Raw genomic sequence first — 26,577 nt, 5'->3', positions numbered from 1 at the left:
TGCGAGGGACCTGAGTGGCTACGTTCGCGGACACGACCTTCACGGCGCCGGAGCAGATCCGCAACTTCTGCATCATCGCCCACATCGACCACGGGAAGTCGACCCTGGCCGACCGCATGTTGCAGATCACCGGCGTGGTCGAGGAACGCGCCATGCGGGCCCAGTACCTCGACCGCATGGACATCGAGCGCGAGCGCGGCATCACCATCAAGGCGCAGAACGTGCGGCTGCCCTGGGTCGTCGACGGCGGCGAGCACGTGCTGCACATGATCGACACCCCCGGGCACGTCGACTTCACCTACGAGGTCTCCCGCGCGCTGGACGCCTGCGAGGGCGCGATCCTGCTGGTCGACGCCGCCCAGGGCATCGAGGCGCAGACGCTGGCCAACCTGTACCTGGCGATGGACCGCGACCTGCACATCATCCCGGTCCTGAACAAGATCGACCTGCCCGCCGCCGACCCGGAGAAGTACGCCGCCGAGCTGGCGAACATCATCGGCTGCGAGCCGACGGACGTGCTGCGCGTGTCGGCCAAGACCGGGGTGGGCGTCAAGGAGCTCCTGGACGAGGTCGTCCGCCAGGTCCCGGCCCCGGTCGGCCAGGCGGACGCGCCCGCCCGCGCGATGATCTTCGACTCGGTCTACGACACCTACCGCGGCGTGGTCACCTACATCCGCGTGGTCGACGGCAAGATCACCCCGCGCGAGCGGATCAGGATGATGTCGACCGGCGCGACGCACGAGCTGCTGGAGGTCGGGATCATCTCTCCCGAGCCCAAGCCGTGCAAGGGCCTGGGCGTCGGCGAGGTGGGCTACCTGATCACCGGCGTGAAGGACGTCCGCCAGTCCCGGGTCGGCGACACCGTGACCTCCGAGCGCAAGGGTGCGACCGAGGCGCTGGCGGGCTACCGCGAGCCGCGCCCGATGGTCTACTCGGGCCTGTACCCGGTCGACGGGTCGGACTACCCGGACCTGCGCGAGGCGCTGGACAAGCTGCAGCTCAACGACGCCGCGCTGACCTTCGAGCCGGAGACCTCCGCCGCGCTGGGTTTCGGCTTCCGCTGCGGCTTCCTCGGCCTGCTGCACCTGGAGATCACCCGCGACCGGCTCGAGCGCGAGTTCGGTCTCGACCTGATCTCCACCGCGCCGAACGTCGTCTACCGGGTGATCACCGACGACGGCAAGGAGCTGACGGTCACCAACCCCTCGGACTGGCCGGTGGGCAAGATCGCCAGCGTGTTCGAGCCGGTCACCCGGTGCACGATCATCTCCCCCGGGGAGTACATCGGCGCGATCATGGAGCTGTGCCAGGGCAAGCGCGGCCAGCTGCTGGGCATGGACTACCTGTCCGAGGACCGCGTCGAGCTGCGCTACACCATGCCCCTCGGCGAGATCATCTTCGACTTCTTCGACGCGCTGAAGTCGCGCACCCGCGGCTACGCCTCGCTGGACTACGAGGAGTCGGGCGAGCAGGAGTCGGAGCTGGTCAAGGTCGACATCCTGCTGCAGGGCGAGCCGGTGGACGCCTTCAGCGCGATCGTGCACCGCGAGGCCGCCTACGGCTACGGCACCCGCATGGCCACCAAGCTGCGCGAGCTGATCCCGCGCCAGCAGTTCGAGGTGCCCATCCAGGCCGCCATCGGCTCCCGGGTGATCGCCCGCGAGACGATCCGCGCCATCCGCAAGGACGTCCTCGCCAAGTGCTACGGCGGTGACATCACCCGGAAGCGCAAGCTGCTGGAGAAGCAGAAGGAAGGCAAGAAGCGGATGAAGATGGTGGGCCGCGTCGAGGTCCCCCAGGAGGCCTTCGTCGCCGCGCTCTCCACCGACGAGCCGACCGCGGACAAGAAGAAGAAGTAATCCTGTCGGTCCCCTGCGGTAGGAAGTGCGCGGGGAGGTCGTCATGGAGGATCCGTTGCCGCGGTTGCGCGCGCTGTGCCTGGCGATGCCGGAGGCGACCGAGAAGGTCAGCCACGGCTCGCCGACGTGGTTCGTGCGGAAGGTTTTCGTCACCTACGTCGGCGAGCGCCAGGACTCGCGGCCGGGGTTCTGGTGCGCCGCGCCGCCGGGGGTGCAGGAGGAGATGGTGGCCGAGGACCCCGCGCGGTTCTACCGGCCGCCGTACGTCGGGCACCGCGGGTGGCTCGGGGTGCACCTCGACGTGGCCGTCGACTGGGACGAGGTCGCCGAGATCGTCGAGGAGGCCTACCGCACGGTCGCGCCGAAACGGCTTCTCGCCGAGTTGGACGCGCGGGGGAACCGCGGGCGATCACCGCGCGTCTGAGCAGGTGCCCGTCCGGACGGGCGCCCGACCTCGCGCTCCGCACTGGCCACCCACAGGGCCACGGCCGAACTGGAGCCGGAGCGGATCACCGCAGGGGTCGGAACGGACAGCCGGTGTGCATCGGTGGCGCAGTATCGGAATCCGCGAGGAGGCCGCCATGTGGGAGATGACCGGTCCGGAGTACTTGGCAGCGCACTGGACCGCCGTCGGCGTGGCGATGCTCGTGGGCGTCGCGGCCCACCGCTGGGTGCGGGCACACCGCACCGCGGGGGACCCGGGTCTCGACGCCTACGGCATCGCCATGCTCTCCGGCGGCCCCACCCGCGTCGCGCACACCGCGGTGGCGGGTCTGGTCTCGCGCGGCGAGGTGCGTGTGAGCCGTTCCGGCGGCGTCACCCCGGTCGACGGCGCCGAGCCCGCTGACGAGCACGAGGCCGCCGCCCTGCGCGACCTGCGGAGGATCCCGAACGTCCGCGGCCTGTCCGAGAGCGCGGTCGCGCGCGACCTGCGCCGCCGGATGGTCGAGGCCGGATACCTGCTGCCGCCGGAGCGCGTCAGGCGCGCCCGCAAGGTCGAGTGGCTGTTCGCCCTGATCATCGTCCTCGGCCTGGTCCGACTCGCCGACGGCATCAGCGAGGACAAGCCGGTCATCCTGCTGGTCCTCTCGCTCATCGCCACCGGCTTCATCACCGCGGCCGTGCGCCGGAGTTGGCGCGACGGGCCGACCGCGCGCGGTCGCGCGGCGCTCGCGCGCGCCCGGTCGGACGCGCTCGCCGGGGGCGGGGCCGTCCTGCTGACGGTCGCCCTCCTCGGCCTGACCGCCTATCCGGACCACGAGGTGAGCGGCGCGTTCCAGGAGTCCGCGTCGTCATCCGGCGGCGGTGACGGCGGTTCCGGCGGGGACGGCGGATCGTGTGGCGGCGGCGGATGCGGCGGCTGCGGGGGCTGCGGCTGATCAGCCGTAGGCTGAGGTCCGTGTTCAGCGAGCTGGCGGTTCCCATCGTCGTCGCGCCCATGGCGGGCGGGGTCAGCACTCCCGAACTGGTCGTCGCCGCTGTCGAGGCGGGCGCGACCGCGTTCCTGCCGGGCGGGTACCTCGCCCCGGCCGCGCTGGCCGGGCGGATCGAGAGCGTGCGGGCGGGCACCGACGGGCCGTTCGGGGTGAACCTGTTCGTGCCCGGTCCTCGGACCGAGGCGCTGGTGGGCGCGCACGCCGCCGCGGTGGCGACCGAGTCGGCGCGGCTGGGGGTCGAGCCGGGCAAGGCGAGCTGGGACGACGACCGGTTCGCCGACAAGGTGGACCTGCTGGTCCGGACCCCGGTGCCCGCGATCTCCTTCACCTTCGGGCTGCCCGACGCCGACGTCCTGGCCCGCCTCCGCGATGTCGGCAGCTACCTCATCGCCACCGTGACCACGCCGGAAGAGGGCGAACGGGCCGCCGAGGCGGGTGTCGACGCGCTGTGCGTGCAGGGCGCGGCGGCGGGCGGGCACCGGGGGACCTTCACCGACGACCCGACCGAGCCCGGCGGCACCTCGCTCTACGACCTGCTGCCCGCGCTGCGCCTGCTGTCCGGTCTCGACCTGCCGCTCGTCGCCGCTGGCGGGCTCATGCACGGCGCCGATGTGGCCGCCGTCCTGGCGGCGGGCGCTGTCGCGGCCCAGCTGGGCACGGCGTTCCTGCGCTGCCCGGAGGCCGGGACCGCGCGGGCCTACCGCGACGCGCTGGCCGCAGGCGGCCGGGAGACGGCCCTGACCAGGGCGTTCAGCGGCCGTCCCGCACGCGGGCTGGTCAACCGGTTCCTGCGCGAGAACCCGAGCGCGCCCTCGGCGTACCCGCAGGTCAACAACCTCACCCGGCCGATGCGCGCGGCGGGCGACGCCGAGGTCATGTCGCTCTGGGCCGGGCAGGCGTACCCGCTGGGCCGCGACGAGCCGGTGGCCGAGGTCATCGCCCGGCTGCTGGGCGAGGCCCGCACCGCGGCGGACTCCCTCACCCAGCGTCTAAAGTAGACATCGCGGGCAGTTGTGCGGTTCGGCACAGAACCGCACCCGGGAGTCGTGGGCGGCGGTTAACCTACTAACAAGTAGGGAGGCTCGATGGCAGTGCTGGACGGCGTGCTCGCCGCCGCGGGGAACATGGCGCACCGGGTGCTCGGCGGCGGGTTCGCCGACTTCACCCCGATGCCGCGCACCCTGGTCGACCAGGGCAGGGCGCGGTTCGTCTACCACTACGACTCCGCGGACTCCGGCGACCCGGTCCTGCTGGTGCCGCCGCTGGCCGTCCCGGACACCCCGTTCGACCTGCGCCGGGGCTGCAGCCTGGTCGAGCACCTGGCGCGGAGGCGGCCGACCTACCTGCTGGACTACGGCCCCATCGGCTTCCGGGACCGCGACCTCGGCCTCGAACACTGGGTCGACGAGGTCCTGCCCGCCGCCATCGGGACCGTCCGCGAGCGCACCGGACGCGCGCCGCACCTCATCGGCTGGTGCTTCGGCGGCATCCTGTCCGTGCTGGCCGCCGCCCGCCTCGGCATCGACGCGATCGCCACGCTGACCGTGGTGGCCAGCCCGTTCGACTTCACCAAGATGCCGCTGCTGATGCCGTTCCGGCCGATCGTCGCGGCCACCGGCGGGCACGCGTTCACCCCCGTCTACCGGGCGATGGGCACGATCCCGGCGCCGCTGGTCCGCGCCGCGTTCCAGGTGTCCGCGCTGGACCGCCACCTGACCAAGCCGATCGCCGTCGCCACGCACCTGCACGACCGCGACTACCTCGCCCAGATCGAGGCCGTCGAGCGGTTCACGGCGAACATGGTCGCCTACCCCGGTCGCACCGTCGGGCAGATCTACCACCAGTTCTACCGCGCCAACGCCCTGGCGCGCGGGGCCATCGAGGTCGGCGGCACCCGCATCGACCTGGCCGCGGCCAAGCAGCGGACCCTGCTCATCGCGGGCCGCGCCGACACCATCGCGCCCCGGCGCGCGGTCGGGCACCTGGTGAAGGTCCTGCCCGACGCCGAGGTCGAGTTCGTGACGGCCAAGGGCGGCCACCTCGGCGTGCTGACCGGTCGGGCGGCCAGGCACGAGACCTGGCCGCTGATCGACCGGCACCTCAACGGGTGAAGACGATCTTCCCGGCGGTCTCGCCCGCCTGCATCGCCTCGAACCCGGCGCGCGCATCGGCCATCGGCAGCTCGGAGCCGATGCGCGGCCGGATGCCCGCGGTGGCGCAGAAGGACATCAGGTCGGCCAGTTCGTCGCGGGTGCCCATCGTCGAGCCGATGACGCTGAGCTGAAGAAAGAACAGGCGCTGCAGGTCGGCGCTCGGGTCGGGGCCGCTCGTCGAGCCGGACACCACGATGACGCCGCCGGGCCGCAACGCGCGCATGGAGTGCGACCAGGTGGCCTTGCCGACGGTCTCGAACACGCCGTCGACCTTCTCCGGCAGGCGGGCGCCGGACTCGAACACCGCGTGCGCGCCGAGCTCGGTGGCCAGGGCGCGCTTCTCCTCGGTGCGGCCGGTGACCCACACCCGCAGGCCCGCGGCCCGGCCCAGCTCGATCAGCGCCGTGGAGACGCCGCCGGACGCGCCCTGCACCAGCATCGTCTGGCCGGGGCGCAGGCCGGACTTCACGAACAGCATCCGGTAGGCGGTCAGCCACGCCGTCCCCATGCACGCCGCCTCGCTGAACGACAGGTCGGCGGGCTTGGGCAGCACGTTGCGCGCGGGCACCACGACCTTGTCGGCGAACGTGCCCTGGTGCAGCTCGGTCAGCAGGGTCCGCTTCGGGTCCAGCGTCTCCTCGCCGGTCCACGCCGGGTCGCCGATGACGGAGTGGATGACGACCTCGGTGCCGTCGGCGAGGGTGCCCGCGCCGTCGCAGCCCAGGATCATCGGGAACCGCTCGGCCTTGATGCCGACGCCCTTGAGCGTCCACAGGTCGTGCATGTTGAGGCTGGCGGCCCGCACGTCCACCTCGACCCACCCGTCGGGGGCGACCGGGTCGGGGCGCTCGCCCACGGTCAGCGCGGCCAGCGGGTCGTCCGGGTTGGGCTCTGCGGCATACACGGCGAACATGACGAGCAACATAGCCAGGCCGGAGTCCGGCCGCCCCATGGAAGTGGCCGAGGTCTACTCTCGGGTATGTGCAGGGGTTGACCGACTGGTGGGACGACGTCGAGCTGTGGCTGGCGACGATCCCGTTCGCCCTGCAGTTCACCCTGGTCATGGCCGTGCTGCTGCCGCTGTGCCTGGGCCTGGCGTGGCTGATCGACCGCGCGGTCGACTACACCTCGGCCCGGTTCGGCTCCCGGCACGAGCCGCCGATCGACGCGGAGTAGGTAGTGGGTTCCCGCAGGCGTATCACCCTTGCCCTGGTCGCGCTCGTCGCGCTGGTCGTCGGCGGCTGGCTGGTGCGCGATCTCAGCACCGGCGCAGACACCCCGGCGCCGGAGTCCGGGCTGCCCGTCGTGGCGCTGTCCGCGCTGCCCGCCGAGGCGGCCGAGACCTGGGAGCTGATCCGGCGCGGCGGCCCGTTCCCGCACCCGGACCGCGACGGCTCGACGTTCGGCAACCGCGAGGGCCTGCTGCCCGAGCGGGAACGCGGCTACTACAAGGAGTACACCGTGCCCACCCCCGGAAGCCCCGACCGCGGCGCCCGCCGACTGGTGACCGGATCGGCCGAGGAGCTGTACTACACCGACGACCACTACGAGTCCTTCGTCTCCGTGGACACCGCGCGATGACCGACCACGTCCTGGACGGCGCGGACGTCCGCACCAAACTGGACTTCTACGATGCGGTGGCCGAGGTCCTGCGGTTCCCCGACTGGTTCGGCCACAACCTCGACGCCCTCTACGACTGCCTGACCGACCTGTCCTGGCTGCCCGAGGGCGACCACGTGCTGGTCTGGACGCACCCCGAGGTCCTCGCCGAGGCCGACCCCGCGGGCTACCGCGCCATCCAGGCGGTCCTGGCCGACGCGGTCGCCGACTTCACCGACGTCGCGCGCGCCTTCTCCGTGGTGCTCGTCGAGCCCTAGCCGCGCGGTCGCCTCGTCGAACGCGCGGTGGTTAGGGTGCGGACCATGGCTGATGAGTTGGTGCACTACGAGATCGCCCGCGGCGTGGCCCGGATCACGCTGGACTCCCCGCACAACCGCAACGCGCTCTCCGCGCAGCTGCGCCGGGAGCTGCGGGCGCACCTGGGCGCCGCGGTCGAGGACGAGTCGGTGCGGGTGATCGTGCTCGACCACACCGGCCCGGTGTTCTGCGCGGGCATGGACCTCAAGGAGGCGGGCGGCGCGTCGGCCGCCGACCAGGGCGTCAACGAGTTCCCGGCGATCCTGGAGCAGATCTGGACCAGCCCGAAGCCGGTCGTGGCCAAGCTGGCCGGACCGGCCCGCGCGGGCGGGGTGGGCATCGTCGCCGCCGCCGACATCGCCGTGGCCGCCGCCGACGCCACCTTCGCCTTCACCGAGGTCCGCATCGGCGTGGTGCCCGCGATCATCTCGGTGACCGTGCTGCCGCGCCTGCTGCCGCGCGCGGCGCACGAGCTGTTCCTGACCGGGGAGAAGTTCGACGCCGAGCGGGCCGTGCAGATCGGCCTGATCAACTCGGCCGTGCCCGCCGAGCGGCTGGACGCCGAGGTGGACCGCTACACCGGGATGCTCGCCCTCGGCGGGCCGAACGCGCTGTCGGCCACCAAGGCGATCCTGCGACGCGAGCGCCCGTCGGACATGTCCTCCGACTTCGCCGAGATGCTCGCGCTGTCGGCGCGGTACTTCGCCAGCGAGGAGGGGCAGGAGGGCATCAGCGCGTTCGCCCAGAAGCGTCCCGCGCGCTGGGTCCCCACCGACTGATCAGCTCCGGGTCGGCCGCGCCGATCCGCTCCCGCATCGATCTGCGGTCCAGTGCCGCGATCATCTCCTCGACCACCGCGCTCAGCGGCGCGGACAACTCGCCCTCCACCTCGCGCGCCGCCCGGGCGGTCGCCGCCCACTCCGCGTGCAGGACGGGCAGCAGCCGCTCGGCGGCCGGGGTGAGCCGCACGATCCGCTGCCGGGCGTCGCGCCCCGGTTCCAGCGTGGCCAACTCGTCCTTCACCAGCTGCGCCACCGTCTGGCTGGCCGCCGAGTGCGTCACGCCGACGGCCTCGGCCAGCTCCTTGATCGAGCGCGGGTTCGCGCTCAGCTCCCTGATGTAGGCCGTGAAGCGCGGTCGGAACCAGCTGAGGCCGAGGTCGTCGTAGACCTCGGCGACCGCGCCCTCCAGGCGCTCCAGTAGATGGCGCAGCCGGGTGCCCAGGAACTCCGGAGATGTCACAGTGCTAATATAACAGCCCTTACAGATCTGGGAGGACCCATGCTGCTGGAGTTGCACCCGCCCATCGAGCCCCACGACAGCGGGATGCTCGACGTCGGGGACGGGAACCACATCTACTGGGAGGCCGTCGGAAACCCCGACGGCAAGCCGCTGGTGTACCTGCACGGCGGGCCCGGCTCGGGCTGCTCGATCAACCAGCGCCGCTGGTTCGACCCGCAGAAGTACCGGGCGATCCTGTTCGACCAGCGCAACTGCGGCCGCAGCACGCCCAACGCGGTGGACCCGGCCGTCGACCTGTCGACCAACACGACGCAGAACCTGATCGCCGACATCGAGAAGCTGCGCGAGCACCTGGGCGTCGACCGCTGGCTGGTCAGCGGCGCGTCCTGGGGGTCCACCCTGGCGCTGGCCTACGCCCAGGCGCACCCCCAGCGGGTCACCGAGATGGTGATCATCGCGGTGACGGTCACCCGGCGCTCGGACACCGACTGGCTCTACCGGGGCGTGCGGCGGTTCTTCCCGGGTGAGTGGCGGCGGTTCCACTCGGTGGTGTCGCACGTGCCCGAGGACGCGCCCATCGAGGACATCCTGAACGCCTACGGCGCCCTGACCGCCGACCCGGACCAGGCCGTCCGCGAGCACGCGGCCGCGGAGTGGCTGCGCTGGGAGGACACGGTCATCTCCCTGGAGCCCCACGGGACCCCGGGCGCCTACAGCAACCGGTTCGACCAGCGCCAGGTCTGCTTCGTGCGGATCTGCGCGCACTACTTCGGCAACGGCGCGTTCCTCGACGAGGGCGTCCTGCTGCGGGAGGCGGGCAGGCTCGCGGGCATCCCGGCCGTGCTCATCCACGGCAGGCACGACCTGGGCGGCCCGCTGGAGGTGGCGTGGGACCTCGCCCAGGCGTGGCCGGACGCGCGGCTGGAGGTCATCGAGGACGCGGGCCACACCGGCAGCCCGGCAGCCCGCGACGCGTTCCTGCGCGCGTACCGGGACTTCGCGTGATGTTCCCGCCCATCGAGCCGCACGACAGCGGCATGCTCGACGTCGGCGACGGCGACCGGGTCTACTGGGAGGTGGTGGGCGACCCGGAGGGTAAGCCCGCGGTCTTCGCCCACGGCGGCCCCGGCGGCGGCTGCACGGAGAAGCACCGCCGGTGGTTCGACCCGGCCAAGTACCGGGCCGTGTTGTTCGACCAGCGCAACTGCGGCCGCAGCACCCCGCACGCGGCCGACCCGGGCGTGGACCTGTCCGCGAACACCACCCAGAACCTCGTCGCCGACATGGAACGGCTGCGCGAGCACCTGGGCATCGACCGCTGGCTGGTCAGCGGCGGCTCGTGGGGCTCGACCCTGGCCCTGGCCTACGCCCAGGCGCACCCGTCCCGCGTCACCGAGCTGGTGATCATCGACGTGACGACGACGCGCCGCCGGGAGATCGAGTGGCTCTACCACGGGGTCGGCCGTTACTTCCCCGAGGCGCGCCAACGGTTCTGCGCGGTGGCGCCGGGCGCGCCGATCGGGGAGGTGCTGTCCACATACGACCGCTTGCTCGCCGACCCGGCGACCCAGCGCTCGGCCGCGGCGGAGTGGTTGCGGTGGGAGGACACGGTCATCTCCCTGGAGCCGCACGCGGATCTGGTCGAGCACCCGCTGGACGCCGCGGAGCTGTGCTTCGCCCGCCTGTGCGCCCACTACTTCTCCCGGGGCGCGTTCCTGGAGGAGGGGATCCTGCTGCGGGAGGCGGGGAAGCTGGCAGGCATCCCCGGCGTGCTGATCCACGGCAGGCACGACCTGAGCAGCCCGCTCGACACGGCGTGGGATCTGGCCCAGGCCTGGCCGGACGCGACCCTGGAGGTCATCGCGGACTCGGGCCACTCGGCCAGCCCGACCATGCGCAACCGGTTGCTGCGGGCGTTCGCCGAGTTCGCCTAGGTTCGAGCGTGACCGGGGCCGTGCGGAGGTCGTCGAACCGGTGTCCCCTCGGGAGAATCCCGCCGCCGTGAACGCGGCGGGCGACCTGGTCACCAGCAGCTGTCGGGCGGTGGGGTGTCAGGCACTGCGGGGATCTGACGCGGGTGGTCCCGCGCGGGCACCGGGCTGCCCGCGCGGGACCAGTCTCCTTCGGTCAGGCGATGGTGGTCGTGGTGATCACCGGGTTGGGGTTGGGGTAGCACCTGGTCGGGACGTTGACGTTGCCGAGGAACGTCGCGACGACCGCGGTGAAGGTCAGGCCCGGGTTGCTGTAGCTGGTGCCGTACAGCTTCGTCTCGATCGTCCCGGAGCTCCCGGCCGTGAGCCGGGCGGTCACCGTCGGCAGCTCGAACGTCGCCCCGCCGTTGATCGGGCCGCTCGCGGTGATGGTGGCGATCCCGTTGCTGACGCTGATGTTGGTAGTGCCCACATTGGACCCGCCGGACAGCGTGGCGGAGACGTAGGTCGAGTTGGCCGGGATCGGCACCTTCAGCGCGAGGTTCTGCACCCGGCGCACGGTGTAGCCGTTGACCGACGACGGGATGGTGTTGGGGGCGGGGTCGATGACGATGGTGAACCCGGCGCCGGGGGAGACGGTGGCGGGCGCGGTGACCTCGGCGTCCTGCGCGAAGTCGAAGTGCTGGGCGCCCATCGGGCTGTCGCCCTCGCAGGCGAAGTTGGCCGTGTGCGGCACGGCGACGGCGGTCGGGGCGAAGGCGACCAGCGCCGCCGCCGCCATGGCGAGGGCGGACAGGGTGCGACGGGGGACAGGTTTCATCAGGGTTACCTCGGATCGCTTGGGGGACAAGGGTTGGAGCGCCGCGGCAGACCGATAGTTACTTGCGAGTAGACGTCAGGTCAAGAATTGGCCATCCGTGACAAGATCGCGGCGCCCGCCCGCCGCGGACCGTCCGCTTCTTTGATCATGCCCCGTTTGGGCCACGTCGGTGATCGGCCACCGAATGGACCGACATGCCCGTCCCCCGACAGGCCCAGTCCGATCGACCCAGGGCGTCGGCCGCGGCTCCGGGTGGGTGGTTATGTGTTACCCCCGTTTACCCCAACGCTCACGCGGTCCTGGCGAACTCCCACGCCGCCGTGTAGCGCTCCACGACCAGGTCGGCCACCTCGACGGCGTTGCCCATCGGCGGCGCGATCCGCGCGCTCGGGTCGACAGCGCGCGCCTGCGCGGCCACCTTGTCCGGCAGCAGCCCCGGCGCCAGGAACCACGACGCCACCGCGATCCGGCGCGCCCCCCTGGCCCGCAGCCGGGCGATCGCCGTCGGCACGTCCGGCGTGGTCGCCGACGCGAACGCGGGCGCCACCCCGGCCCAGCCGTGCGTCCGCGCCCAGCGCCGGGCGACCTCCGCCACCCGCGCGTTGGCGGGCGCGTGCGACGACCCGATGGCGGCCAGCACGACGCCCAGCCCCGGGTCGCCGGGCTCGACGCCCGCGTCGGCCAGCCGCCGCAGCGCCGCGGCCTCCAGCAGGGCGGACGGCCCGAGCACGTCGGCGACCGACACCGCAAGGCCCGGGTGCGCCTCGGCGGCCTCGGCCAGCAGCGCGGGCAGGTCGACCCGGGCGTGGAACGCCCGGCCGAGCAGCAGCGGCGCCACCACGACCCGGTGGTGGCCCTCGTCGGCCAGCGCGCCCAGGACGTCGATCAGCCGGGGGGCCGACAGGTCGAGGAACGCGCCCCGCACGTCCAGCCCCGGCGCGCGCTCGCGCACGACGTCCAGCAGGTCGGCCACGGTCGCTGCCGAGCGGGGATCACGGCTGCCGTGCGCGACGGCCACGAGCGGGATCACAGCGCCCCCAGCCCGCGCGAGCGCAGCACGGCCCGCTCCAGCGGCCGGAACACCAGCAGCTCGATCCCCACCCCGACGAAGAAGATCAGCAGGATGCCCGCGATGACCATCGACATGTCCGACAGCGCCATCGCGTTGTGCAGGTACTGGCCCAGCCCGAAGCCCAGCGCAGGCGAGGTCGCGATCAGCTCGGCGGCCATCAGCGAGCGCCACGAGAACGCCCACCCCTGCTTGAGCCCGGCCAGGTACCCCGGCAGCGCCGCGGGCAGCAGGATGTGCCGGGCGGTGTCGAACCGGCCTGCCCCCAGCACCTTCCCGACCCTCGGCAGGATCGGCGGGATCTGGTCGATGCCCGCCACCAGCCCGTTGGCGATGGACGGCACCGCGCCCAGCAGCACGACGGTGTAGATCGCGGCGTCGTTCAGCCCGAACCACAGCACCGCCGCGGGCACCCAGGCCACCGACGGCAGCGACTGCAGGCCCGAGATCAGCGGCCCGATGGCGGCCCTGACCAGCGGGACCTTCGCCAGCAGCAGGCCGAGCGGGGTGGCGACGGCCAGCGAGATCAGGAACCCGATCACCGCCCGGTGCACCGACACCCAGAGGAACTCCCACACCTCGCCGGTGCCGACGATCCGGGTGATCTGCCGCCAGACGTCCAGCGGAGCGGGCAGCTGGTACTCCGGCCAGTACGCCCGCGACCACAGGAACTGCCAGACCGCCACGACCAGCGTCAGGGCGATCACCGGGGCGACCACGGCGCGCAGCAGCCTGCGCTGGCGGCCTGCGGCGACGGGGGTGTCCAGGGCGTCGAGGCCCGCGCCGACGGAATCGGCAGGGGCGGCGACGGTGTCAGGCCGCGGCATGGCTGCTGATCACCTCGCGCAGGCGGCCGTTGATCTCCTCGGTGAGCTCGGCCTCCGGCGCGTCGGCGACGGACCACTGCTGCACGACCCGCCCGGGCTTCGACGACAGCAGCACCACGCGCTGCCCCAGGCGGACGGCTTCGCGCACGTCGTGGGTCACGAACACGACCGCGGTCCCGGTCGCCTCCCACACGCGCAGCAGCTCGCCCTGCAGGACGTCGCGGGTGATGGCGTCCAGCGCGGAGAACGGCTCGTCCATGAGCAGCAGCGACGACGCCTCGCCGTTGTTGCCCTGCAACGCCGACGCCAGCGCGCGCGCCAGCGCCACGCGCTGCCGCATGCCGCCGGAGAGCTCGTGCGGGCGCTTGTCGCCAGCGCCGCCCAGCCGCACCAGGTCCAGCAGCTCCAGCGTCCGCGCCCGCCGCTCGGTCCGCTTCACGCCTGCCAGCCGCAGCGGCAGCTCCACGTTGCGCGCGGCCGTCAGCCACGGCATGAGCGCGGCCTCCTGGAACATGACGGCGGGACGGGTCGTGGTCAGCTCGATGTCGCCGCTGCTGGGCCGGTCGAGGCCCGCGATCATGTTCAGCACGGTCGTCTTGCCGCAGCCGGAGGCGCCGAGCAGGCAGACGAACTCCCCGGGCGCCACCGCCAGGTCGATCCCGTCCAGCGCGGTGACCGCGCGCGGACCGTGCCCGAAGACCTTGCGGACCCCGCTCATGCGGACAACGGCGTCGGTCTCGGTGGCCGCGGAGGTGGCCGCGAGCGTGGCGGTCATCGGTGCTCCAGGTTCCTAGTTCCGGCTGGCTAGTTCAGTGCGTCGCGCACGGCCGGGCGGCCGAGCGCGGCGAGTTCGGTGTTCAGTGCGGTCAGGTCGGCGAACCCGGCCAGGTCCACCGGCCGCAGGGCGATGCCCGCGGTCACGGCGTCCCTGGCCAGTTCGGGGAAGGCGGTGACGATCGGGTCGTGGCTGAGCTGGATCCCGGCGAAGGCCCGCTCGATCACCGGCCTACTCAGCGGCTTGCCGGTCAGCTCGGCGAGCTGGTCGTTCACCGCGGTCCGCGCCTCGGCCGGGTGCTCGGCGGCCCAGGACTCGGCGGCGAGCAGGCCGCGCAGCAGCGCGCGCACGGTCTGCGGGTGCTCGGCGAGGAACTGCGCGCGGACCAGCAGCACGGTCGTGGGGAACCGCCCGCCCGGCCACAGCGCGGCCTCGTCGAGCAGCACCCGCGCGCCCGCGTCCAGCACCAGCCGCGACGCCCAGGGCTCGGGCAGCCACGCGGCCTGCACCTCGCCCTTGGTGAAGGCGGCGAACGTCTGCGCCGGGTCGCGGTTGGTCACCTCGACCCGGCCGTCGAGCCCGGTCTCGGCCAGCCACGTCTTCAGCGCGATGTCCTGCGTGTTGCCCAGCGCCGGGGTGACGACGACGCGCCCGGCGAGGTCGTCGGGGGAGTCGATGTCGGGGGTGGTCACCAGCTGCGCGCCGCCCGATGTCGCCCCCGCCACCAGCCGCACGGCCCGGCCGTCGGACTTGGCGAAGGCGTTCAGCGCCGGGCCGGAGCCGATGAAGCCCGCGTCCAGCGACCCGCCGAGGAACGCCGAGACCTCGGTCGCGCCGTCGGTGAACTTCGTCGGCACCAGCGTCGTCGCGCCCAGCTCGTCGGCGAAGAAACCCTTCTCCAGCCCGATGAGCGCCGAGGCGTGGGTGACGTTGGGGAAGAAGCCCAGCCGCAGCTCGGCGGCCGGACCCCGGTCGGGCACCGGCCCGCGCTCCCACGCCTCGGTGCGCTGGACCCGGGTGCATCCGGAGACCAGCAGCACCAGGGCGAGGAAGGCGGCCAGCGTCCGCATCACGGCCCCGACGAGACCAGGCTCGCGCCGACCAGGCCCGCGGCCAGCGTCGTGCCGTCGGCGGCGTCGATCACCAGGAACGCGCCCGTGCGGCGGACGGCGGTGTAGTCGTCGAGCGGCAGCGGCTCCGCCGTGCGCACCCGCACCCGGCCGATCTCGTTCAGCTCCAGCGACTCCGGACCGTCCACCGTGGCCAGCGTCTGCTCGTCGAAGCGGGCGGCCAGCTCGCCGATGAGCGCCTGCACGGTCCGCGTGCCGTGCTTGACCAGCACCCGCGCGCCGGGGCGCAGCGGCTTGTCGCCGAGCCAGGCCAGCGTCGCGTCGAACTCGTCGGACACCGCGGGGGCCGCCGCGACGGGCGCGATGAGGTCGCCGCGGGTGATGTCGATGTCGTCGGCCAGCAGCAGCGTGACCGACTGGCCCGCCACCGCCTCGGACAGCTCGCCGTCGGGGGTGTCGATCCGGCTGACCGTGCTCGTGCGGCCCGACGGCAGCACGACGACCTCGTCGCCGGGGCGGATGGTGCCCGCCGCGACCTGGCCAGCGTAGCCGCGGTAGTCGGGGTGCTCGGCGGTGTTCGTGCGGACGACGTACTGCACGGGGAACCGGAACGCCGCGTCGTGCGGGTCGGGCTCGACCGGCACGGTCTCCAGGTGCTCCAGCAGCGTCGGGCCGGAGTACCAGGGCGTGTTCGCCGAGCGGTCCACGACGTTGTCGCCCACGAGCGCGGAGACGGGGATCGTGCGGACCGCGTCCGGGGAGTAGCCCAGGGCCTGGGCGTGCGCCTCGAACTCCTTGGCGATGACGGCGAAGGCCGCCTCGTCGTAGTCCACCAGGTCGATCTTGTTGACCGCCAGCACCAGCCGGGGCACGCCCAGCAGGGCCAGCACGGCGGCGTGGCGGCGGGTCTGCTCGACGACGCCCTTGCGCGCGTCGACCAGCAGGATCGCCAGCTGCGCCGTGGACGCGCCGGTCACCGTGTTGCGGGTGTACTGCACGTGGCCGGGGGTGTCGGCGAGCACGAACGTCCGCGCGGGCGTGGCGAAGTAGCGGTAGGCGACGTCGATGGTGATGCCCTGCTCGCGCTCGGAGCGCAGCCCGTCGACCAGCAGCGACAGGTCCGGGGTGGACAGTCCCTTGTCGACGCTGGCCCGGTGCACGGCGTCGAGCTGGTCGGCCAGGACCGACTTGGTGTCGTAGAGCAGCCGTCCGACCAGCGTCGACTTGCCGTCGTCGACGCTGCCCGCCGTGGCGAGCCTCAGCAGGTCGCGCTGGGTGGTTGAGTCACTCGCAAGCCCGCTCATCTTAGAAGTAGCCCTCCCGCTTGCGGTCTTCCATGGCGGCCTCGGACAGCCGGTCGTCGGCGCGGGTCGCGCCGCGCTCGGTGAGCCTGCTGGCCGACACCTCGGCGATCACGGCGGCGATGTCGGCCGCGTCGGACTCCACCGCGCCGGTGCACGAGCCGTCGCCGACCGTGCGGTACCGGACGGTCTTGGTCACCAGCTCCTCGCCGTCGGCCGGGCCGAACCAGGGGCCGGGGGTGAGCCACATGCCGTCGCGCTTGAACACCTGCCGCTGGTGGGCGTAGTAGATCTGCGGCAGGTCGATGCGCTCGCGCTCGATGTAGCGCCAGACGTCCAGCTCGGTCCAGTTCGACAGCGGGAACACCCGCACGTGCTCGCCGGGCTTGTGGCGGCCGTTGTAGAGGTTCCACAGCTCCGGGCGCTGGCGGCGCGGCTCCCACTGGCCGAAGGCGTTGCGCAGGCTGAAGATCCGCTCCTTGGCCCGCGCGCGCTCCTCGTCGCGCCGACCGCCGCCGAAGACGGCGTCGAACTTGTTGTTCGTGATCGCGTCCAGCAGCGGCACGGTCTGCAGCGGGTTGCGGGTGCCGTCGGCGCGCTCGGCGAGGCGGCCGTCGTCGATGTAGTCCTGCACGCTGGCCACATGCAGCCGCAGCCCGTAGCGCTCGACGGTGCGGTCGCGGAACTCGATGACCTCGTCCAGGTTGTGGCCGGTGTCGACGTGCAGCAGCGGGAACGGCACGGGCGCGGGCCAGAACGCCTTGACCGCCAGGTGCAGCAGGACGGTGGAGTCCTTGCCGCCGGAGAACAGGATCACCGGGCGGTCGAACTCGCCCGCGACCTCGCGGAAGATGTGCACCGCCTCGGATTCCAGCCGGTCAAGGGCGTCCAAGCGGATGTCGGTGAGTGTCATGTCTCCCTACCCGTGCAGTCCGCACTCGGTCTTGGCCTGGCCCGCCCAGCGGCCGCTGCGCGCGTCCTGCCCCGGCAGCGGCTTGCTGGTGCACGGCGCGCAGCCGATGGACAGGTAACCCTCGCCGACCAGCGGGTTCTCCAGGATCCCGTGCTCGGCGATGTAGGCGCTGAACTCCTCGTCGGTCCACGGCGCGATCGGGTTGACCTTCACCAGCCCGTTGCGCTCGTCCCACTGCACGATCGGGGTGTTCGCCCGCGTCGGCGCGTCGACCCGGCGCACGCCGGTGACCCAGGCGTCGTAGTTCTTCAGCGTCCGCTGCAGCGGCACGACCTTGCGCAGGAAGCAGCACTTGGTCGGGTCGGTCTTGTTGAGCAGCCCGAACTCGGCCTCCTGCTCGGCGACCGACTGCTCGGCCTCCGCGGTGACGATCCGCGCCTCCGGGTAGACCAGGTCCACCGCGTCGCGCACGCCGATCGTCTCGGCGAAGTGGTAGCCGGTCTCCAGGAACAGGATGTCGATGTCCTTCTTGACCCGGTAGGCCAGGTCGATCAGCACCGCGTCCTGCATGTTGGAGGCGACGATGAAGCTGTCGCCGAAGGTCTCCGCCGTCCAGGCCAGCGCCTCGGCCGCCGTGGCGTCCGCCAGTTCCCGCTCGGCCTTCTCGGCCAGCACCCGCGCATCGGTCATGCGTTCACCCCCGCAGTCGTGTCGCCGATCAGCAGACCGGCGAACTTCACCGTGAACACCCGCCTGCACCCCATGCAGGCCCAGGAGGCGTGCGGCTCGTCGTGCGGCCGCAGGTCCTCCTCCCCGCAGAACGGGCAGTGGTAGGGAACAGCCCGCTCGCTCATCGCAGATTCGCCTCGTCGGTGCGCGCCACCCACTGGGCGAAGCGCTCGTCCGCGGTGCGCTCGGCGACGAAGTTGCGCACCACCCGCTCGACGTAGGCCGACAGCTCGCTGGCGACCACCTTGTGCCCGCGCAGCTTCTTGCCGAAGCCCGCGTCCAGGCCGAGGCCGCCGCCCAGGTGCACCTGGAAGCCCTCGACCTGGTTGCCCGCGTCGTCGGTGACGATCTGGCCCTTGAGCCCGATGTCGGCGGTCTGGATGCGGGCGCAGGAGTTCGGGCAGCCGTTGATGTGCACCGAGATCGGCGCGGTGATGCCGTCGGTGATGTCCTTGAGCCGGTGCTCCAGGTCGGCCACCAGGTCGTGCGCGCGGGCCTTGGTCTCGACGATGGCCAGCTTGCAGAACTCGATGCCGGTGCAGGCCATCACGCCCCGCCGCCACGGCGAGGGGTCCACCTGCAGGCCCAGGGCGGCCAGATCGGCGCGCAGGCCGTCGACCTCGGCCTCGGGCACGTCCAGCACGACCAGCTTCTGCTGCGGGGTGAACCGCACCCGCCGCGACCCGGCGCGCTCGGCGGCCTCGGCGACCTCGACCAGGATGGAGCCGGACACCCGGCCCGCGATGGGGGCGGCGCCGACGTAGTAGCGGCCGTCCTTCTGCCGGTGCACGCCGACGTGGTCGACCGGGATCGCGGGGATCTCCGGCGCCGGGCCGTCGACCAGCTTGCGGCCCAGGTACTTCTCCTCCATGACCTCGCGGAACCGCGCCGCGCCCCAGTCCTTGACCAGGAACTTGATGCGGGCGCGGTTGCGCAGGCGGCGGTAGCCGTAGTCGCGGAAGACGCTGATCACCGCGCCGAAGACGTCCGGCACCTCGTCCAGCGGCACCCACGCGCCGAGGCGCTGGCCGAGCATCGGGTTGGTCGACAGGCCGCCCCCGACCCACACGTCGAAGCCCGGGCCGTGCTCGGGGTGCACCACGCCGACGAAGGCCACGTCGTGGATCTCGTGGGCGACGTCGGGCAGGCCGGAGATCGCGGTCTTGAACTTGCGCGGCAGGTTGGCGAAGTCCGGGTTGCCGATGAACCGCTCGCGGATCGCGTCGATGGCCGGGGTGCCGTCGACGATCTCGTCCTGGGCGATCCCGGCGACCGGCGAGCCGAGGATGACGCGCGGGGAGTCCCCGCAGGCCTCCATCGTGGTCATGCCCGCGCCCTCCAGGCGCTGCCAGATCGCGGGCATGTCCTCGATGCGGATCCAGTGGTACTGGATGTTCTGCCGGTCGGTGATGTCGGCGGTGTCGCGGGCGTAGGTCTTGGACAGCTCGCCGATGACCCGCAGCTGCTCGGTGCTCACCGCGCCGCCGTCGAGGCGCACGCGCAGCATGAAGAACTCGTCGTCGAGCTCCTCGGGCTCCAGGGTCGCGGTGCGGCCGCCGTCGATGCCGGGCCTGCGCTGGGTGTAGAGGCCGTACCAGCGGAACCGGCCGCGCAGGTCGCCGGGGTCGATGCTGTCGAAGCCGCCGTGGGCGTAGATGTTCTCGATGCGCGCGCGGACGTTGAGCGGGTTGTCGTCCTTCTTGGACCGCTCGTTCGGATTCAGCGGCTCGCGGTAGCCGAGCGCCCATTGGCCCTCGCCACGGCGCGCGCGCTTTGCGGGCGAGGGGGTGGTGGTGGGAGACACCGGTTAGTCCTCCGGGTCGGGGCGCTCACGCGGCAGGGACCTGCGGACATCCGGTGGGGATTGTCACAGTTAACCAGCGCGCCCACGCCTGCTGAATGCGAGACAGGGGAAATAGGTCAGTGACGGCACATCGCGCTGGCGACACGACGGAAATCCACGTGGCGGCGGGCCACGAGGCGGACTTCGGTCGCTGCTGACATGGTCATCAGACTGCCACGCGTCCAGGGTGTGGTCCACCGTCATCCGCATGCTGGGACGCCCCTGGTCCGGCTTGCGTTTCCGCAGGCCGACTGGCAGATCATGGTTTCCGGCGTATTGACCGTACATTTCTCTCCGGTCAGGGTGGGTGGGAATGTACGGTCCTTTGCCGGATGAGACCATAAATGGGTGCCCTCAGTCCTTCCCGACGGTGATCCGGCGCCCGCAGACGGGGCGCTGCCTGTTAGCGCGCTCACATCGGCGGTGACGCGGTCATTCGGGATTTATGTCCATGTCCCGTTCTGCGCCACCCGCTGCGGGTACTGCGATTTCAACACCTACACGCCGGGGGAGTTGGGCGGCTCGGCGTCGCCGTCGTCCTGGCTGACGGCCGTGGGGCGGGAGCTGGAGCTGGCCGCCCGGGTCCTCCCGGACGCCCCGCGCGCGTCCACGGTGTTCGTCGGCGGGGGCACGCCGTCGCTGCTCGGCGCGGCCGGTCTGGCGTCCGTTCTGGACCTCGTGCGCTCGACGGTCGGCCTGGCCGACGGCGCGGAGGTGACGACAGAGGCCAACCCGGAGTCGACGTCGCCGGGGTTCTTCGCCGACCTGCGCGCCGCGGGCTACACCCGCGTCTCGCTGGGCATGCAGTCGGCGGCCCCGCACGTGTTGAAGGTGCTCGACCGCAACCACACCCCCGGCCGCGCGGTCACCGCGGCCCGTGAGGCGCGGGCGGCGGGCTTCGAGCACGTCAACCTGGACCTGATCTACGGCACGCCGGGGGAGTCGGCCGCCGACCTCGCGCTCTCCCTCGACGCCGTGCTGGCCGCGGGCGTGGACCACGTGTCGGCCTACGCGCTGATCGTCGAGGACGGCACCGCCCTGGCCCGCCGCGTCCGCCGAGGCGAACTGCCCATGCCCGACGACGACGTGCTGGCCGACCGCTACGAGCAGGTCGACGCGGCGCTGACCGCGGCGGGGCTGACGTGGTACGAGGTCTCCAACTGGGCGTCGTCGCCGGAGGCCCGGTGCCACCACAACCTCCTGTACTGGCGCGGCGACAACTGGTGGGGCGTCGGCCCGGGCGCGCACAGCCACGTGGGCGGCGTCCGCTGGTGGAACGTCAAGCACCCCGCCCGCTACGCCGCCGCCCTGGCCGACGGCGTCTCCCCGGCCGCGGCGCGCGAGACCCTCTCGCCCGACGACCAGCGGATCGAGCGGATCCTGCTGGAACTCCGCCTCGCCGACGGCCTCCCCGCCGGCGTCCTGGACCGCTCGGGCCGAGCCGAGGCCGATCAGGCCGCGCTCGACGGCCTCCTCGACGCCGCCGCCCTGGCCGAGGGCCGCTGCGTCCTGACCGACGCAGGCCGTCTCCTCGCCGACGCCGTCGTCCGGCGGCTGACCTAGGACCGGCCACGCTCGGCGCGCCCTTCGCGGCGAAGTCCCCGTCACGGATGCGCCGGTCCGGCCTTGGCGGCCTGCTAGCCGGTGGCGCGCAGGCCCGCGAGCATCCGGCGGAACACGTCGCCGTACTCCGCGCGGAGGCGGGGCTGGTCCGCCGGGTCGGCCTGGGCCAGGGCCATGCCTGCCGAGCCCAGCATCGTGAAGCAGACGTGCGTGGCGGTCTCCTCGGGCAGCGGGCTCAGCAGGCCCGCCCCGACCAGCTCGGCGAGGATCTCGGCGATGTGGGCGTAGGCGTACTTCTTCTCCGACTCCTGCCACGCCTGCCAGCCCAGCGCGATCGGGCCCTCCTGCCAGACGATGCGGCTGTAGACCGGGTCGAGGCACTGGTCGAGGAAGGCCTCCATCGCCGCCATCGCGCCCTGCCACGGGTCCGACGCGGCCGCCCGCGCGCGCTCGATCCAGCGGAAGCCGATGACCTCCTGCTCCTCCAGCACGGCCTCGAACAGCGCCTTCTTGCTGGCGAAGTGGTGGTAGACCGCCCCCCGCGTGGCCTGGATGTCGGCGGCGACGTCCTCGAGGCCGGTGGCGGCGAACCCCGAGGTGGCGAACCGCCGGGTGGCCGCGTCCAGGATCGCGGCCCGGGTCGCCTCGGAGTACTGCTCGCGGCGGCTCCTGATGGCGGGCATGCGGTGTACGGTAGCCACATACACAGCGTATGTAACCGACGTGGGGTAGGTGGATATGACTGAGATGCTGCTCTTCAACCCGTTCATGCCCGGGTTCACCGACGATCCCTACCCGCACTACCGGGAGTTGCGCGACGCCGACCCGGTCCAGGAGCACCCCATGGGCTTCTGGTTCGTCTCCCGCCACGACGAGGTCGCCGACCTGCTGCGGGCCAACCTCTCCGTCGAGCAGCGCCACCTCGCCCCGCACCCGGTCCGCGACTCGATCCGCGGCGAGGGCGAGGCGAGCCTGCGCGGCGGCGGGCTGTCCATGCTCGACCGCGACCCGCCCGACCACACCCGGCTGCGCAGGCTGGTGTCCAAAGTGTTCACCCCGAGGGCGATCGAGGGCCTGCGCCCGCGCATCACCGAGCTCGTCGACGAGGCCGTCGACCGGCTCTCCGGCGGCGGAGACGTCGTCGCCGAGCTCGCCTTCCCGCTGCCGTTCGCGGTGATCAACGAGATGCTGGGCATGCCGCTGGCCGACGCCGAGCGGGTCCGCGACCTCACCGGCACCCTCGTGCGCTCCCTGGAGCCCATCGCCGACCCCGACCTCGTCAGCCGCATCCGCGACGCCGACGCCGAGCTGTCCGCGCTGTGCCGCGAGGCCATCGCCGCCAAGCGCGCGGAGCCCGCCGACGACCTGCTCACCGCCCTCGTCCGCGCCGAGGAGGACGGCGACGTCCTCGACGACGACGAACTCGTCGCCCAGGTCGTCCTGCTCTACGTCGCAGGCCACGAGACCACGGTCAACCTGATCTCCAACGGCGTCGTCGCGCTGCTGCGCCACCCGGACCAGCTGCGCGCGCTGCGCGAGACGCCGGAGCTGATCGGCAACGCCGTCGAGGAGTTCCTGCGCTACGACAGCCCGGTGCAGTCCGGCAGGCGCGTCACCACCCGGCCGGTGACCGTCGCGGACCGGGAGATCCCCGCTGGCAGCTTCGTCCTGCTCGGCCAGGCGTCGGCCAACCGCGACGAGCGCTTCTGGGGACCCGACGCCGACACGCTGCGCCTCGACCGCCGCGACGCCCGCCTGCACGTCTCCTTCGGCGCGGGCCCGCACCACTGCCTCGGCGCGGCGCTGGCCCGCATGGAGGCCCAGGTCGCCATCGGGCGGCTGGTCGCCCGCTGCCCGAACCTGGCCCAGGCGGGCGAGATCGAGTGGAACGGCCGCATCAACCTGCGCGGCGCCGCGCGCGTCCCCGTCTCCGTCTAGGCACGAAGGGCGGGTAGGGACCAATGGCCCCTATCCGCCCCTCGCCGTATCCGCCGCCGCCGCGGCCGCCTCTTGGTTGTCATCCCAGCGAGAGGCGGTACCCGCATGAACGGCGACTTCACCGGGGACGGCAGAGCCGAGATCCCCATCACCAGCCCCTGGGGTCTCGGCGTGCTCGAACTGACCGGCGGCACGCTCACCTCCCCCGTCATGGCCGCGAACGGCACCAGGTTCGGCGGCTGGCTGCTCAACACCGCCGACAACCGCTTCGAGGTCCAGGCCGACCTCGACGGCGACGGCAGGCAGGAGATCCTGGTTTCCAGCCCGTGGGGCATCGGCGTGCTCAAGCGCGACGGCGCCACCTTTACCTCGATCCTCATGGCCCCCAACGGAACCCGCTTCGGCGGGTGGCTGCTGAACACGGCCGACAACCGGTTCGGCCCGGTCGGCGACTTCGACGGCGACGGCCGGGCGGAGGTGCTGATCACCAGCCCGTGGGGGATCGGCATCCTCAAACTCACCGGCGGCACGTTCTCCGTCCTCATGATGGCTCCCAACGGGACCCGCTTCGGCGGGTGGCTGCTGAACACCGCCGACAACCGCTTCGGCCCGGTCGGCGACTTCGGCGGCGGGGGCAGGGACGAACTCCTCGTCACCAGCCCCTGGGGCCTGGGCGTCGTCGAACTGAGCGGCGGCACGCTGACCGCGCCCGTCATGGCGCCGAACGGGACCCGCTTCGGCGGCTGGCTGCTCAACACCGCGGACAACCACTTCGCCAACGTCGGCGACTTCGACGGCGACGGGCGGCCCGAGGTCATGGTCACCAGCCCGTGGGGCATCGGCATCCTGGCCCGCGCGGGCAGCACCCTCGCCCCGAAGATGATGGCCCCCAACGGGACCCGCTTCGGCGGGTGGCTGCTGAACACCGCCGACAACCGGTTCGGCCCGGTCGCCGACTTCGACGGCGACGGCAGGCCCGAGATCCTCGTGGCCAGCCCGTGGGGCGTCGGCATGCTCGAACTGAGCGGCGGCACGCTGACCGCGCCCGTCATGGCGCCGAACGGGACCCGCTTCGGCGGCTGGCTGCTCAACACCGAGGACAACCGCTTCGACATGGTCGGCGACCTCGACCGCGACGGGAAGGCCGAGATCGTCGTCACCAGCCCGTGGGGCATCGGCGTGCTCAAGCAGACGGGCGCCACCTGCACCGCGCTGACCCTCGCCGCCAACGGCACCCGGCTCGGCGGCTGGCTGCTCCACACCGGGGCGAACCACGTCGGCATCGGCACCGAGGTGATCCGCGTGCACGTCAAGGTGCTCACCGACCCCACCGTGCCCATCGACCGGATGCTGACCGCGATGCAGCAGGTCTACGAGGCCGTCGGCATCCGCGTGCACCGGGTCAGCACCGAACGGCTCACCGCGCCCGCGCTCGACGACCTCGACATCGGCCGCTGCGTGCGCGGGGAGACCACCGCCGAGCAGAACGCGCTGTTCGGCAACCGCGTCGGCGTCGCGCCCGGCGACGTGGTCGTCTACTTCGTGCGCTCCACCGTCCCGCCGACCAACGGCTGCGCGGCCCACCCGCCGGGCAGGCCCAGCGCCGTCGTCGCCCAGGGCGCCACCCAGTGGACGCTGGCCCACGAGGTCGGCCACGTGCTCGGCCTCGGCCACGTCGCCGACAGCAACCGCCTCATGACCGGCGGCGGCACGGCCAACATCACCAACCCGCCGCCCGACCTCATCCCGATGGAAGTCATCGAGATGAAGGACAGCACCCTCACCCACGCCGAATAAGGAGCACGACATGGTCACCATGCGGGATGTTCGGCGCCGCCTCGACGCCGAGGAGGTCGACTACGCCGAGGCTGCCGAACTCGGCCCGGACGCACTGCCCCACCTGGCCGAACTCGCCGCGGGCGCGGACACCATGCTCGCGTCCAAGGCCGTCTACCTGGCCAGCGTCATCGGCGGGGACGGCTCGGCCGCGATCGTCTCCGCCGCTGCCGGGCGCGGCGACCCGGTCCTGCGCGTCGCCGCGGCGGCCGCGCTGCGCAACCTCGCCGTCGACGACTTCGAGCGCGTCGGCGAGACCCTCCTCGACGACGAGGACCCCGGCGTGCGCAAGGTCGCCATCGGCTCGGTCGCCGCCGCCGACTCGCCCGCGCTCACCGCCAGGGTGCGGCGGGCGGCCGAGGAGGACCCGGAGGACTACGTGCGCGACACCGCCGCGCGCCTCCTGCCGCCCACCCAGTAGGCCACGATCGCGGCCGGGATGAACATGACCACCCCGTAGACCGCGGCGGGCACGGCCATCGTGGCGTTGTCCAGCAGCGCCGGGGACAGCGCGATGGTGATGGCCAACGTCGAGTTGTGGATGCCCACCTCGAACGACGACGCGATCGCCTGCCTCGGCTCGACCCGCGCGAGCCGGGGCACCGCGTACCCCAGGCCCAGGCTGCACACCACCAGCAGCAGCGACACCAGGCCGACCGACCGCAGGTAGTCGAGGAGGTTCTCCCGCTCGGCGACCATCGCGCCGACGATGACCGCGGCCAGCACCACGACCGAGGCGATCTTCACCGGCCTGGTCATCCGCTCGGCGAACTCCGGCCACCGCCTGCGGACGACCATGCCGATCGCCACCGGCACCAGCACGATCGCGAACACCTGCAGCATCTTGGCAGGCTGCAGCCCGATGGCGGTGTCGGCGTCGAGGAACCCGGCGATGGAGAGGTTCACCACGACCGGCAGCGTCACCACCGCGAGCACGGAGTTGATCGCCGTCAGCGTGATGTTCAGCGCGACGTCCCCGCCCGCGAGGTGGCTGAAGATGTTCGCCGTCGTCCCGCCCGGCGACGCGGCCAGCAGCATCATGCCCACCGCCAGCACCGGGTCGAGGTCGAAGGCCAGCACCAGGCCGAGGCACACCGCGGGCAGCACCAGGATCTGGGTGCCCAGGGCGAGCAGCGCCGCCTTGGGCACCTTCGCCACCCGCGTGAAGTCCGCCACGGTCAGGTGCAGTCCGAGGCCGAACATGACGATCGCCAGCGCGATCGGCAGGAAGACCGTGGTCAGCGTGGACGAGGCTTCCATGGCGGCTCCTTCACCGAGGGGGTCTGAAGATTCGGACAAGGGCGACGAGCCGCGCAAGAGGCCGTCAGGGGCCATTTCCCAACCGTGATCCGGCA

Annotated in this window: 30 protein-coding genes; 15 read left to right on the top strand and 15 right to left on the bottom strand. The window is 72.4% G+C overall.

Going from position 1 to position 26,577, the window contains the following annotated elements; all coding sequences use genetic code 11:
- Positions 1 to 14 precede the first annotated feature (14 nt).
- The 5 genes from lepA (at position 15) to IEY98_RS19955 (ending at position 5,406) form a co-directional block, all read left to right on the top strand.
- Complete coding sequence (gene lepA, locus IEY98_RS19975) at positions 15 to 1,859, top strand: translation elongation factor 4 (protein WP_189212090.1); 1,845 nt, start codon at positions 15 to 17, stop codon at positions 1,857 to 1,859.
- A gap of 43 nt (positions 1,860 to 1,902) precedes the next feature.
- Positions 1,903 to 2,283: an MmcQ/YjbR family DNA-binding protein gene (locus IEY98_RS19970; RefSeq protein WP_189212089.1), complete on the top strand. Its 381-nt coding sequence runs from the start codon at positions 1,903 to 1,905 to the stop codon at positions 2,281 to 2,283.
- A 157-nt stretch (positions 2,284 to 2,440) separates the two neighbouring features.
- Positions 2,441 to 3,238 carry a TIGR04222 domain-containing membrane protein gene (locus tag IEY98_RS19965; protein ID WP_189212088.1) on the top strand — a complete coding sequence of 266 codons (798 nt, stop codon included), beginning with the start codon at positions 2,441 to 2,443 and terminating at the stop codon, positions 3,236 to 3,238.
- 20 nt (positions 3,239 to 3,258) lie between these two features.
- A complete protein-coding gene (locus tag IEY98_RS19960) occupies positions 3,259 to 4,293 on the top strand; it encodes an NAD(P)H-dependent flavin oxidoreductase (protein ID WP_189212087.1) in 1,035 nt (344 codons plus the stop codon).
- A gap of 87 nt (positions 4,294 to 4,380) precedes the next feature.
- Complete coding sequence (locus IEY98_RS19955; protein WP_189212086.1) at positions 4,381 to 5,406, top strand: polyhydroxyalkanoate synthase family protein; 1,026 nt, start codon at positions 4,381 to 4,383, stop codon at positions 5,404 to 5,406.
- Here IEY98_RS19955 and IEY98_RS19950 read toward each other — a convergent pair.
- Positions 5,396 to 6,361: a zinc-binding dehydrogenase gene (locus tag IEY98_RS19950; protein ID WP_189212085.1), complete on the bottom strand. Its 966-nt coding sequence runs from the start codon at positions 6,359 to 6,361 to the stop codon at positions 5,396 to 5,398. The genes IEY98_RS19955 and IEY98_RS19950 overlap by 11 nt on opposite strands.
- 68 nt (positions 6,362 to 6,429) lie before the next feature.
- Here IEY98_RS19950 and IEY98_RS19945 point away from each other — a divergent pair, with 68 nt between their 5' ends.
- The 4 genes from IEY98_RS19945 to IEY98_RS19930 are packed head-to-tail and all read left to right on the top strand — an operon-like array spanning position 6,430 to position 8,144.
- Entirely contained in the window at positions 6,430 to 6,624 is a 195-nt protein-coding gene (locus IEY98_RS19945; RefSeq protein ID WP_189212084.1) for a hypothetical protein, read from the top strand.
- A 3-nt stretch (positions 6,625 to 6,627) separates the two neighbouring features.
- Entirely contained in the window at positions 6,628 to 7,029 is a 402-nt protein-coding gene (locus IEY98_RS19940; protein ID WP_189212083.1) for a guanyl-specific ribonuclease, read from the top strand.
- Positions 7,026 to 7,325, top strand: a complete 300-nt coding sequence (locus IEY98_RS19935) for a barstar family protein (protein WP_189212082.1) — start codon at positions 7,026 to 7,028, stop codon at positions 7,323 to 7,325. Before IEY98_RS19940 ends, IEY98_RS19935 begins: the two co-directional genes overlap by 4 nt.
- 45 nt (positions 7,326 to 7,370) lie before the next feature.
- On the top strand, positions 7,371 to 8,144 hold the full coding sequence (locus tag IEY98_RS19930) for an enoyl-CoA hydratase family protein (RefSeq protein WP_189212081.1): 774 nt from the start codon (positions 7,371 to 7,373) through the stop codon (positions 8,142 to 8,144).
- Here IEY98_RS19930 and IEY98_RS19925 read toward each other — a convergent pair.
- The gene (locus IEY98_RS19925; protein WP_229787093.1) at positions 8,095 to 8,607 is read right to left on the bottom strand and encodes a MarR family winged helix-turn-helix transcriptional regulator; all 513 of its coding nucleotides are present in this window, start codon (positions 8,605 to 8,607) and stop codon (positions 8,095 to 8,097) included. The two genes, IEY98_RS19930 and IEY98_RS19925, sit on opposite strands and share 50 nt — an antisense overlap.
- A gap of 39 nt (positions 8,608 to 8,646) precedes the next feature.
- Between IEY98_RS19925 and pip (IEY98_RS19920) the strand changes: the two genes are divergently transcribed.
- Positions 8,647 to 9,612 (top strand): prolyl aminopeptidase, encoded by a 966-nt coding sequence (gene pip / locus IEY98_RS19920; protein WP_189212080.1) that lies wholly within the window; start codon positions 8,647 to 8,649, stop codon positions 9,610 to 9,612.
- Entirely contained in the window at positions 9,612 to 10,541 is a 930-nt protein-coding gene (gene pip / locus IEY98_RS19915) for a prolyl aminopeptidase (protein ID WP_189212479.1), read from the top strand. The genes pip (IEY98_RS19920) and pip (IEY98_RS19915) overlap by 1 nt, the downstream gene beginning before the upstream one ends.
- Positions 10,542 to 10,734: 193 nt before the next feature.
- On the opposite strand, the gene IEY98_RS19910 is transcribed toward pip (IEY98_RS19915), so the two are convergent.
- The 11 genes from IEY98_RS19910 to IEY98_RS33430 all read right to left on the bottom strand — a co-directional run bounded on the left by IEY98_RS19910 (position 10,735) and on the right by IEY98_RS33430 (position 20,046).
- Positions 10,735 to 11,358, bottom strand: coding sequence for a cyclase (locus IEY98_RS19910; protein ID WP_189212079.1), 624 nt, complete (start codon positions 11,356 to 11,358; stop codon positions 10,735 to 10,737).
- A 289-nt stretch (positions 11,359 to 11,647) separates the two neighbouring features.
- Positions 11,648 to 12,388 carry a sirohydrochlorin chelatase gene (locus tag IEY98_RS19905; RefSeq protein ID WP_229787092.1) on the bottom strand — a complete coding sequence of 247 codons (741 nt, stop codon included), beginning with the start codon at positions 12,386 to 12,388 and terminating at the stop codon, positions 11,648 to 11,650.
- The gene (locus IEY98_RS19900; protein ID WP_189212078.1) at positions 12,385 to 13,254 is read right to left on the bottom strand and encodes an ABC transporter permease; all 870 of its coding nucleotides are present in this window, start codon (positions 13,252 to 13,254) and stop codon (positions 12,385 to 12,387) included. The genes IEY98_RS19905 and IEY98_RS19900 overlap by 4 nt, the downstream gene beginning before the upstream one ends.
- On the bottom strand, positions 13,241 to 14,029 hold the full coding sequence (locus IEY98_RS19895) for an ABC transporter ATP-binding protein (protein WP_189212077.1): 789 nt from the start codon (positions 14,027 to 14,029) through the stop codon (positions 13,241 to 13,243). The genes IEY98_RS19900 and IEY98_RS19895 overlap by 14 nt, the downstream gene beginning before the upstream one ends.
- A gap of 29 nt (positions 14,030 to 14,058) precedes the next feature.
- Positions 14,059 to 15,099: an ABC transporter substrate-binding protein gene (locus IEY98_RS19890; protein WP_189212076.1), complete on the bottom strand. Its 1,041-nt coding sequence runs from the start codon at positions 15,097 to 15,099 to the stop codon at positions 14,059 to 14,061.
- A complete protein-coding gene (locus IEY98_RS19885) occupies positions 15,099 to 16,403 on the bottom strand; it encodes a sulfate adenylyltransferase subunit 1 (protein WP_189212075.1) in 1,305 nt (434 codons plus the stop codon). Before IEY98_RS19885 ends, IEY98_RS19890 begins: the two co-directional genes overlap by 1 nt.
- Before the next feature lies 1 nt (position 16,404).
- Positions 16,405 to 17,313 (bottom strand): sulfate adenylyltransferase subunit CysD, encoded by a 909-nt coding sequence (gene cysD / locus IEY98_RS19880; RefSeq protein WP_189212074.1) that lies wholly within the window; start codon positions 17,311 to 17,313, stop codon positions 16,405 to 16,407.
- Between the two features lie 6 nt (positions 17,314 to 17,319).
- The gene (locus IEY98_RS19875; protein ID WP_189212073.1) at positions 17,320 to 18,003 is read right to left on the bottom strand and encodes a phosphoadenylyl-sulfate reductase; all 684 of its coding nucleotides are present in this window, start codon (positions 18,001 to 18,003) and stop codon (positions 17,320 to 17,322) included.
- Positions 18,000 to 18,167: an Insertion element protein gene (locus IEY98_RS19870; protein WP_189212072.1), complete on the bottom strand. Its 168-nt coding sequence runs from the start codon at positions 18,165 to 18,167 to the stop codon at positions 18,000 to 18,002. Before IEY98_RS19870 ends, IEY98_RS19875 begins: the two co-directional genes overlap by 4 nt.
- Complete coding sequence (locus tag IEY98_RS19865; RefSeq protein ID WP_189212071.1) at positions 18,164 to 19,846, bottom strand: nitrite/sulfite reductase; 1,683 nt, start codon at positions 19,844 to 19,846, stop codon at positions 18,164 to 18,166. The genes IEY98_RS19870 and IEY98_RS19865 overlap by 4 nt, the downstream gene beginning before the upstream one ends.
- 116 nt (positions 19,847 to 19,962) lie before the next feature.
- Positions 19,963 to 20,046, bottom strand: a complete 84-nt coding sequence (locus tag IEY98_RS33430) for a putative leader peptide (RefSeq protein ID WP_373292426.1) — start codon at positions 20,044 to 20,046, stop codon at positions 19,963 to 19,965.
- 187 nt (positions 20,047 to 20,233) lie between these two features.
- Here IEY98_RS33430 and hemW point away from each other — a divergent pair, with 187 nt between their 5' ends.
- A complete protein-coding gene (gene hemW, locus IEY98_RS19860) occupies positions 20,234 to 21,448 on the top strand; it encodes a radical SAM family heme chaperone HemW (protein WP_189212070.1) in 1,215 nt (404 codons plus the stop codon).
- 74 nt (positions 21,449 to 21,522) lie between these two features.
- Here the strand turns inward: hemW and IEY98_RS19855 are convergent, their stop codons facing one another.
- On the bottom strand, positions 21,523 to 22,131 hold the full coding sequence (locus IEY98_RS19855; RefSeq protein ID WP_189212069.1) for a TetR family C-terminal domain-containing protein: 609 nt from the start codon (positions 22,129 to 22,131) through the stop codon (positions 21,523 to 21,525).
- A 55-nt stretch (positions 22,132 to 22,186) separates the two neighbouring features.
- Here IEY98_RS19855 and IEY98_RS19850 point away from each other — a divergent pair, with 55 nt between their 5' ends.
- The 3 genes from IEY98_RS19850 to IEY98_RS19840 all read left to right on the top strand — a co-directional run bounded on the left by IEY98_RS19850 (position 22,187) and on the right by IEY98_RS19840 (position 25,643).
- Positions 22,187 to 23,386 carry a cytochrome P450 gene (locus tag IEY98_RS19850; protein WP_189212068.1) on the top strand — a complete coding sequence of 400 codons (1,200 nt, stop codon included), beginning with the start codon at positions 22,187 to 22,189 and terminating at the stop codon, positions 23,384 to 23,386.
- A gap of 105 nt (positions 23,387 to 23,491) precedes the next feature.
- Positions 23,492 to 25,183 carry an FG-GAP repeat domain-containing protein gene (locus IEY98_RS19845; RefSeq protein ID WP_189212067.1) on the top strand — a complete coding sequence of 564 codons (1,692 nt, stop codon included), beginning with the start codon at positions 23,492 to 23,494 and terminating at the stop codon, positions 25,181 to 25,183.
- Positions 25,184 to 25,193: 10 nt separating this feature from the next.
- The gene (locus tag IEY98_RS19840; RefSeq protein WP_189212066.1) at positions 25,194 to 25,643 is read left to right on the top strand and encodes a HEAT repeat domain-containing protein; all 450 of its coding nucleotides are present in this window, start codon (positions 25,194 to 25,196) and stop codon (positions 25,641 to 25,643) included.
- Here IEY98_RS19840 and IEY98_RS19835 read toward each other — a convergent pair.
- Positions 25,598 to 26,482: a bile acid:sodium symporter family protein gene (locus IEY98_RS19835; RefSeq protein WP_189212065.1), complete on the bottom strand. Its 885-nt coding sequence runs from the start codon at positions 26,480 to 26,482 to the stop codon at positions 25,598 to 25,600. The two genes, IEY98_RS19840 and IEY98_RS19835, sit on opposite strands and share 46 nt — an antisense overlap.
- Between the last annotated feature and the right edge of the window lie 95 nt (positions 26,483 to 26,577).

Origin of the sequence: Actinokineospora fastidiosa, from assembly GCF_014648415.1 — a bacterium.
GTDB classification, from domain to species: domain Bacteria; phylum Actinomycetota; class Actinomycetes; order Mycobacteriales; family Pseudonocardiaceae; genus Actinokineospora; species Actinokineospora fastidiosa.
Note: the sequence above shows the minus strand (reverse complement) of the source record. Positions and strands in the feature narration are given on the sequence as shown.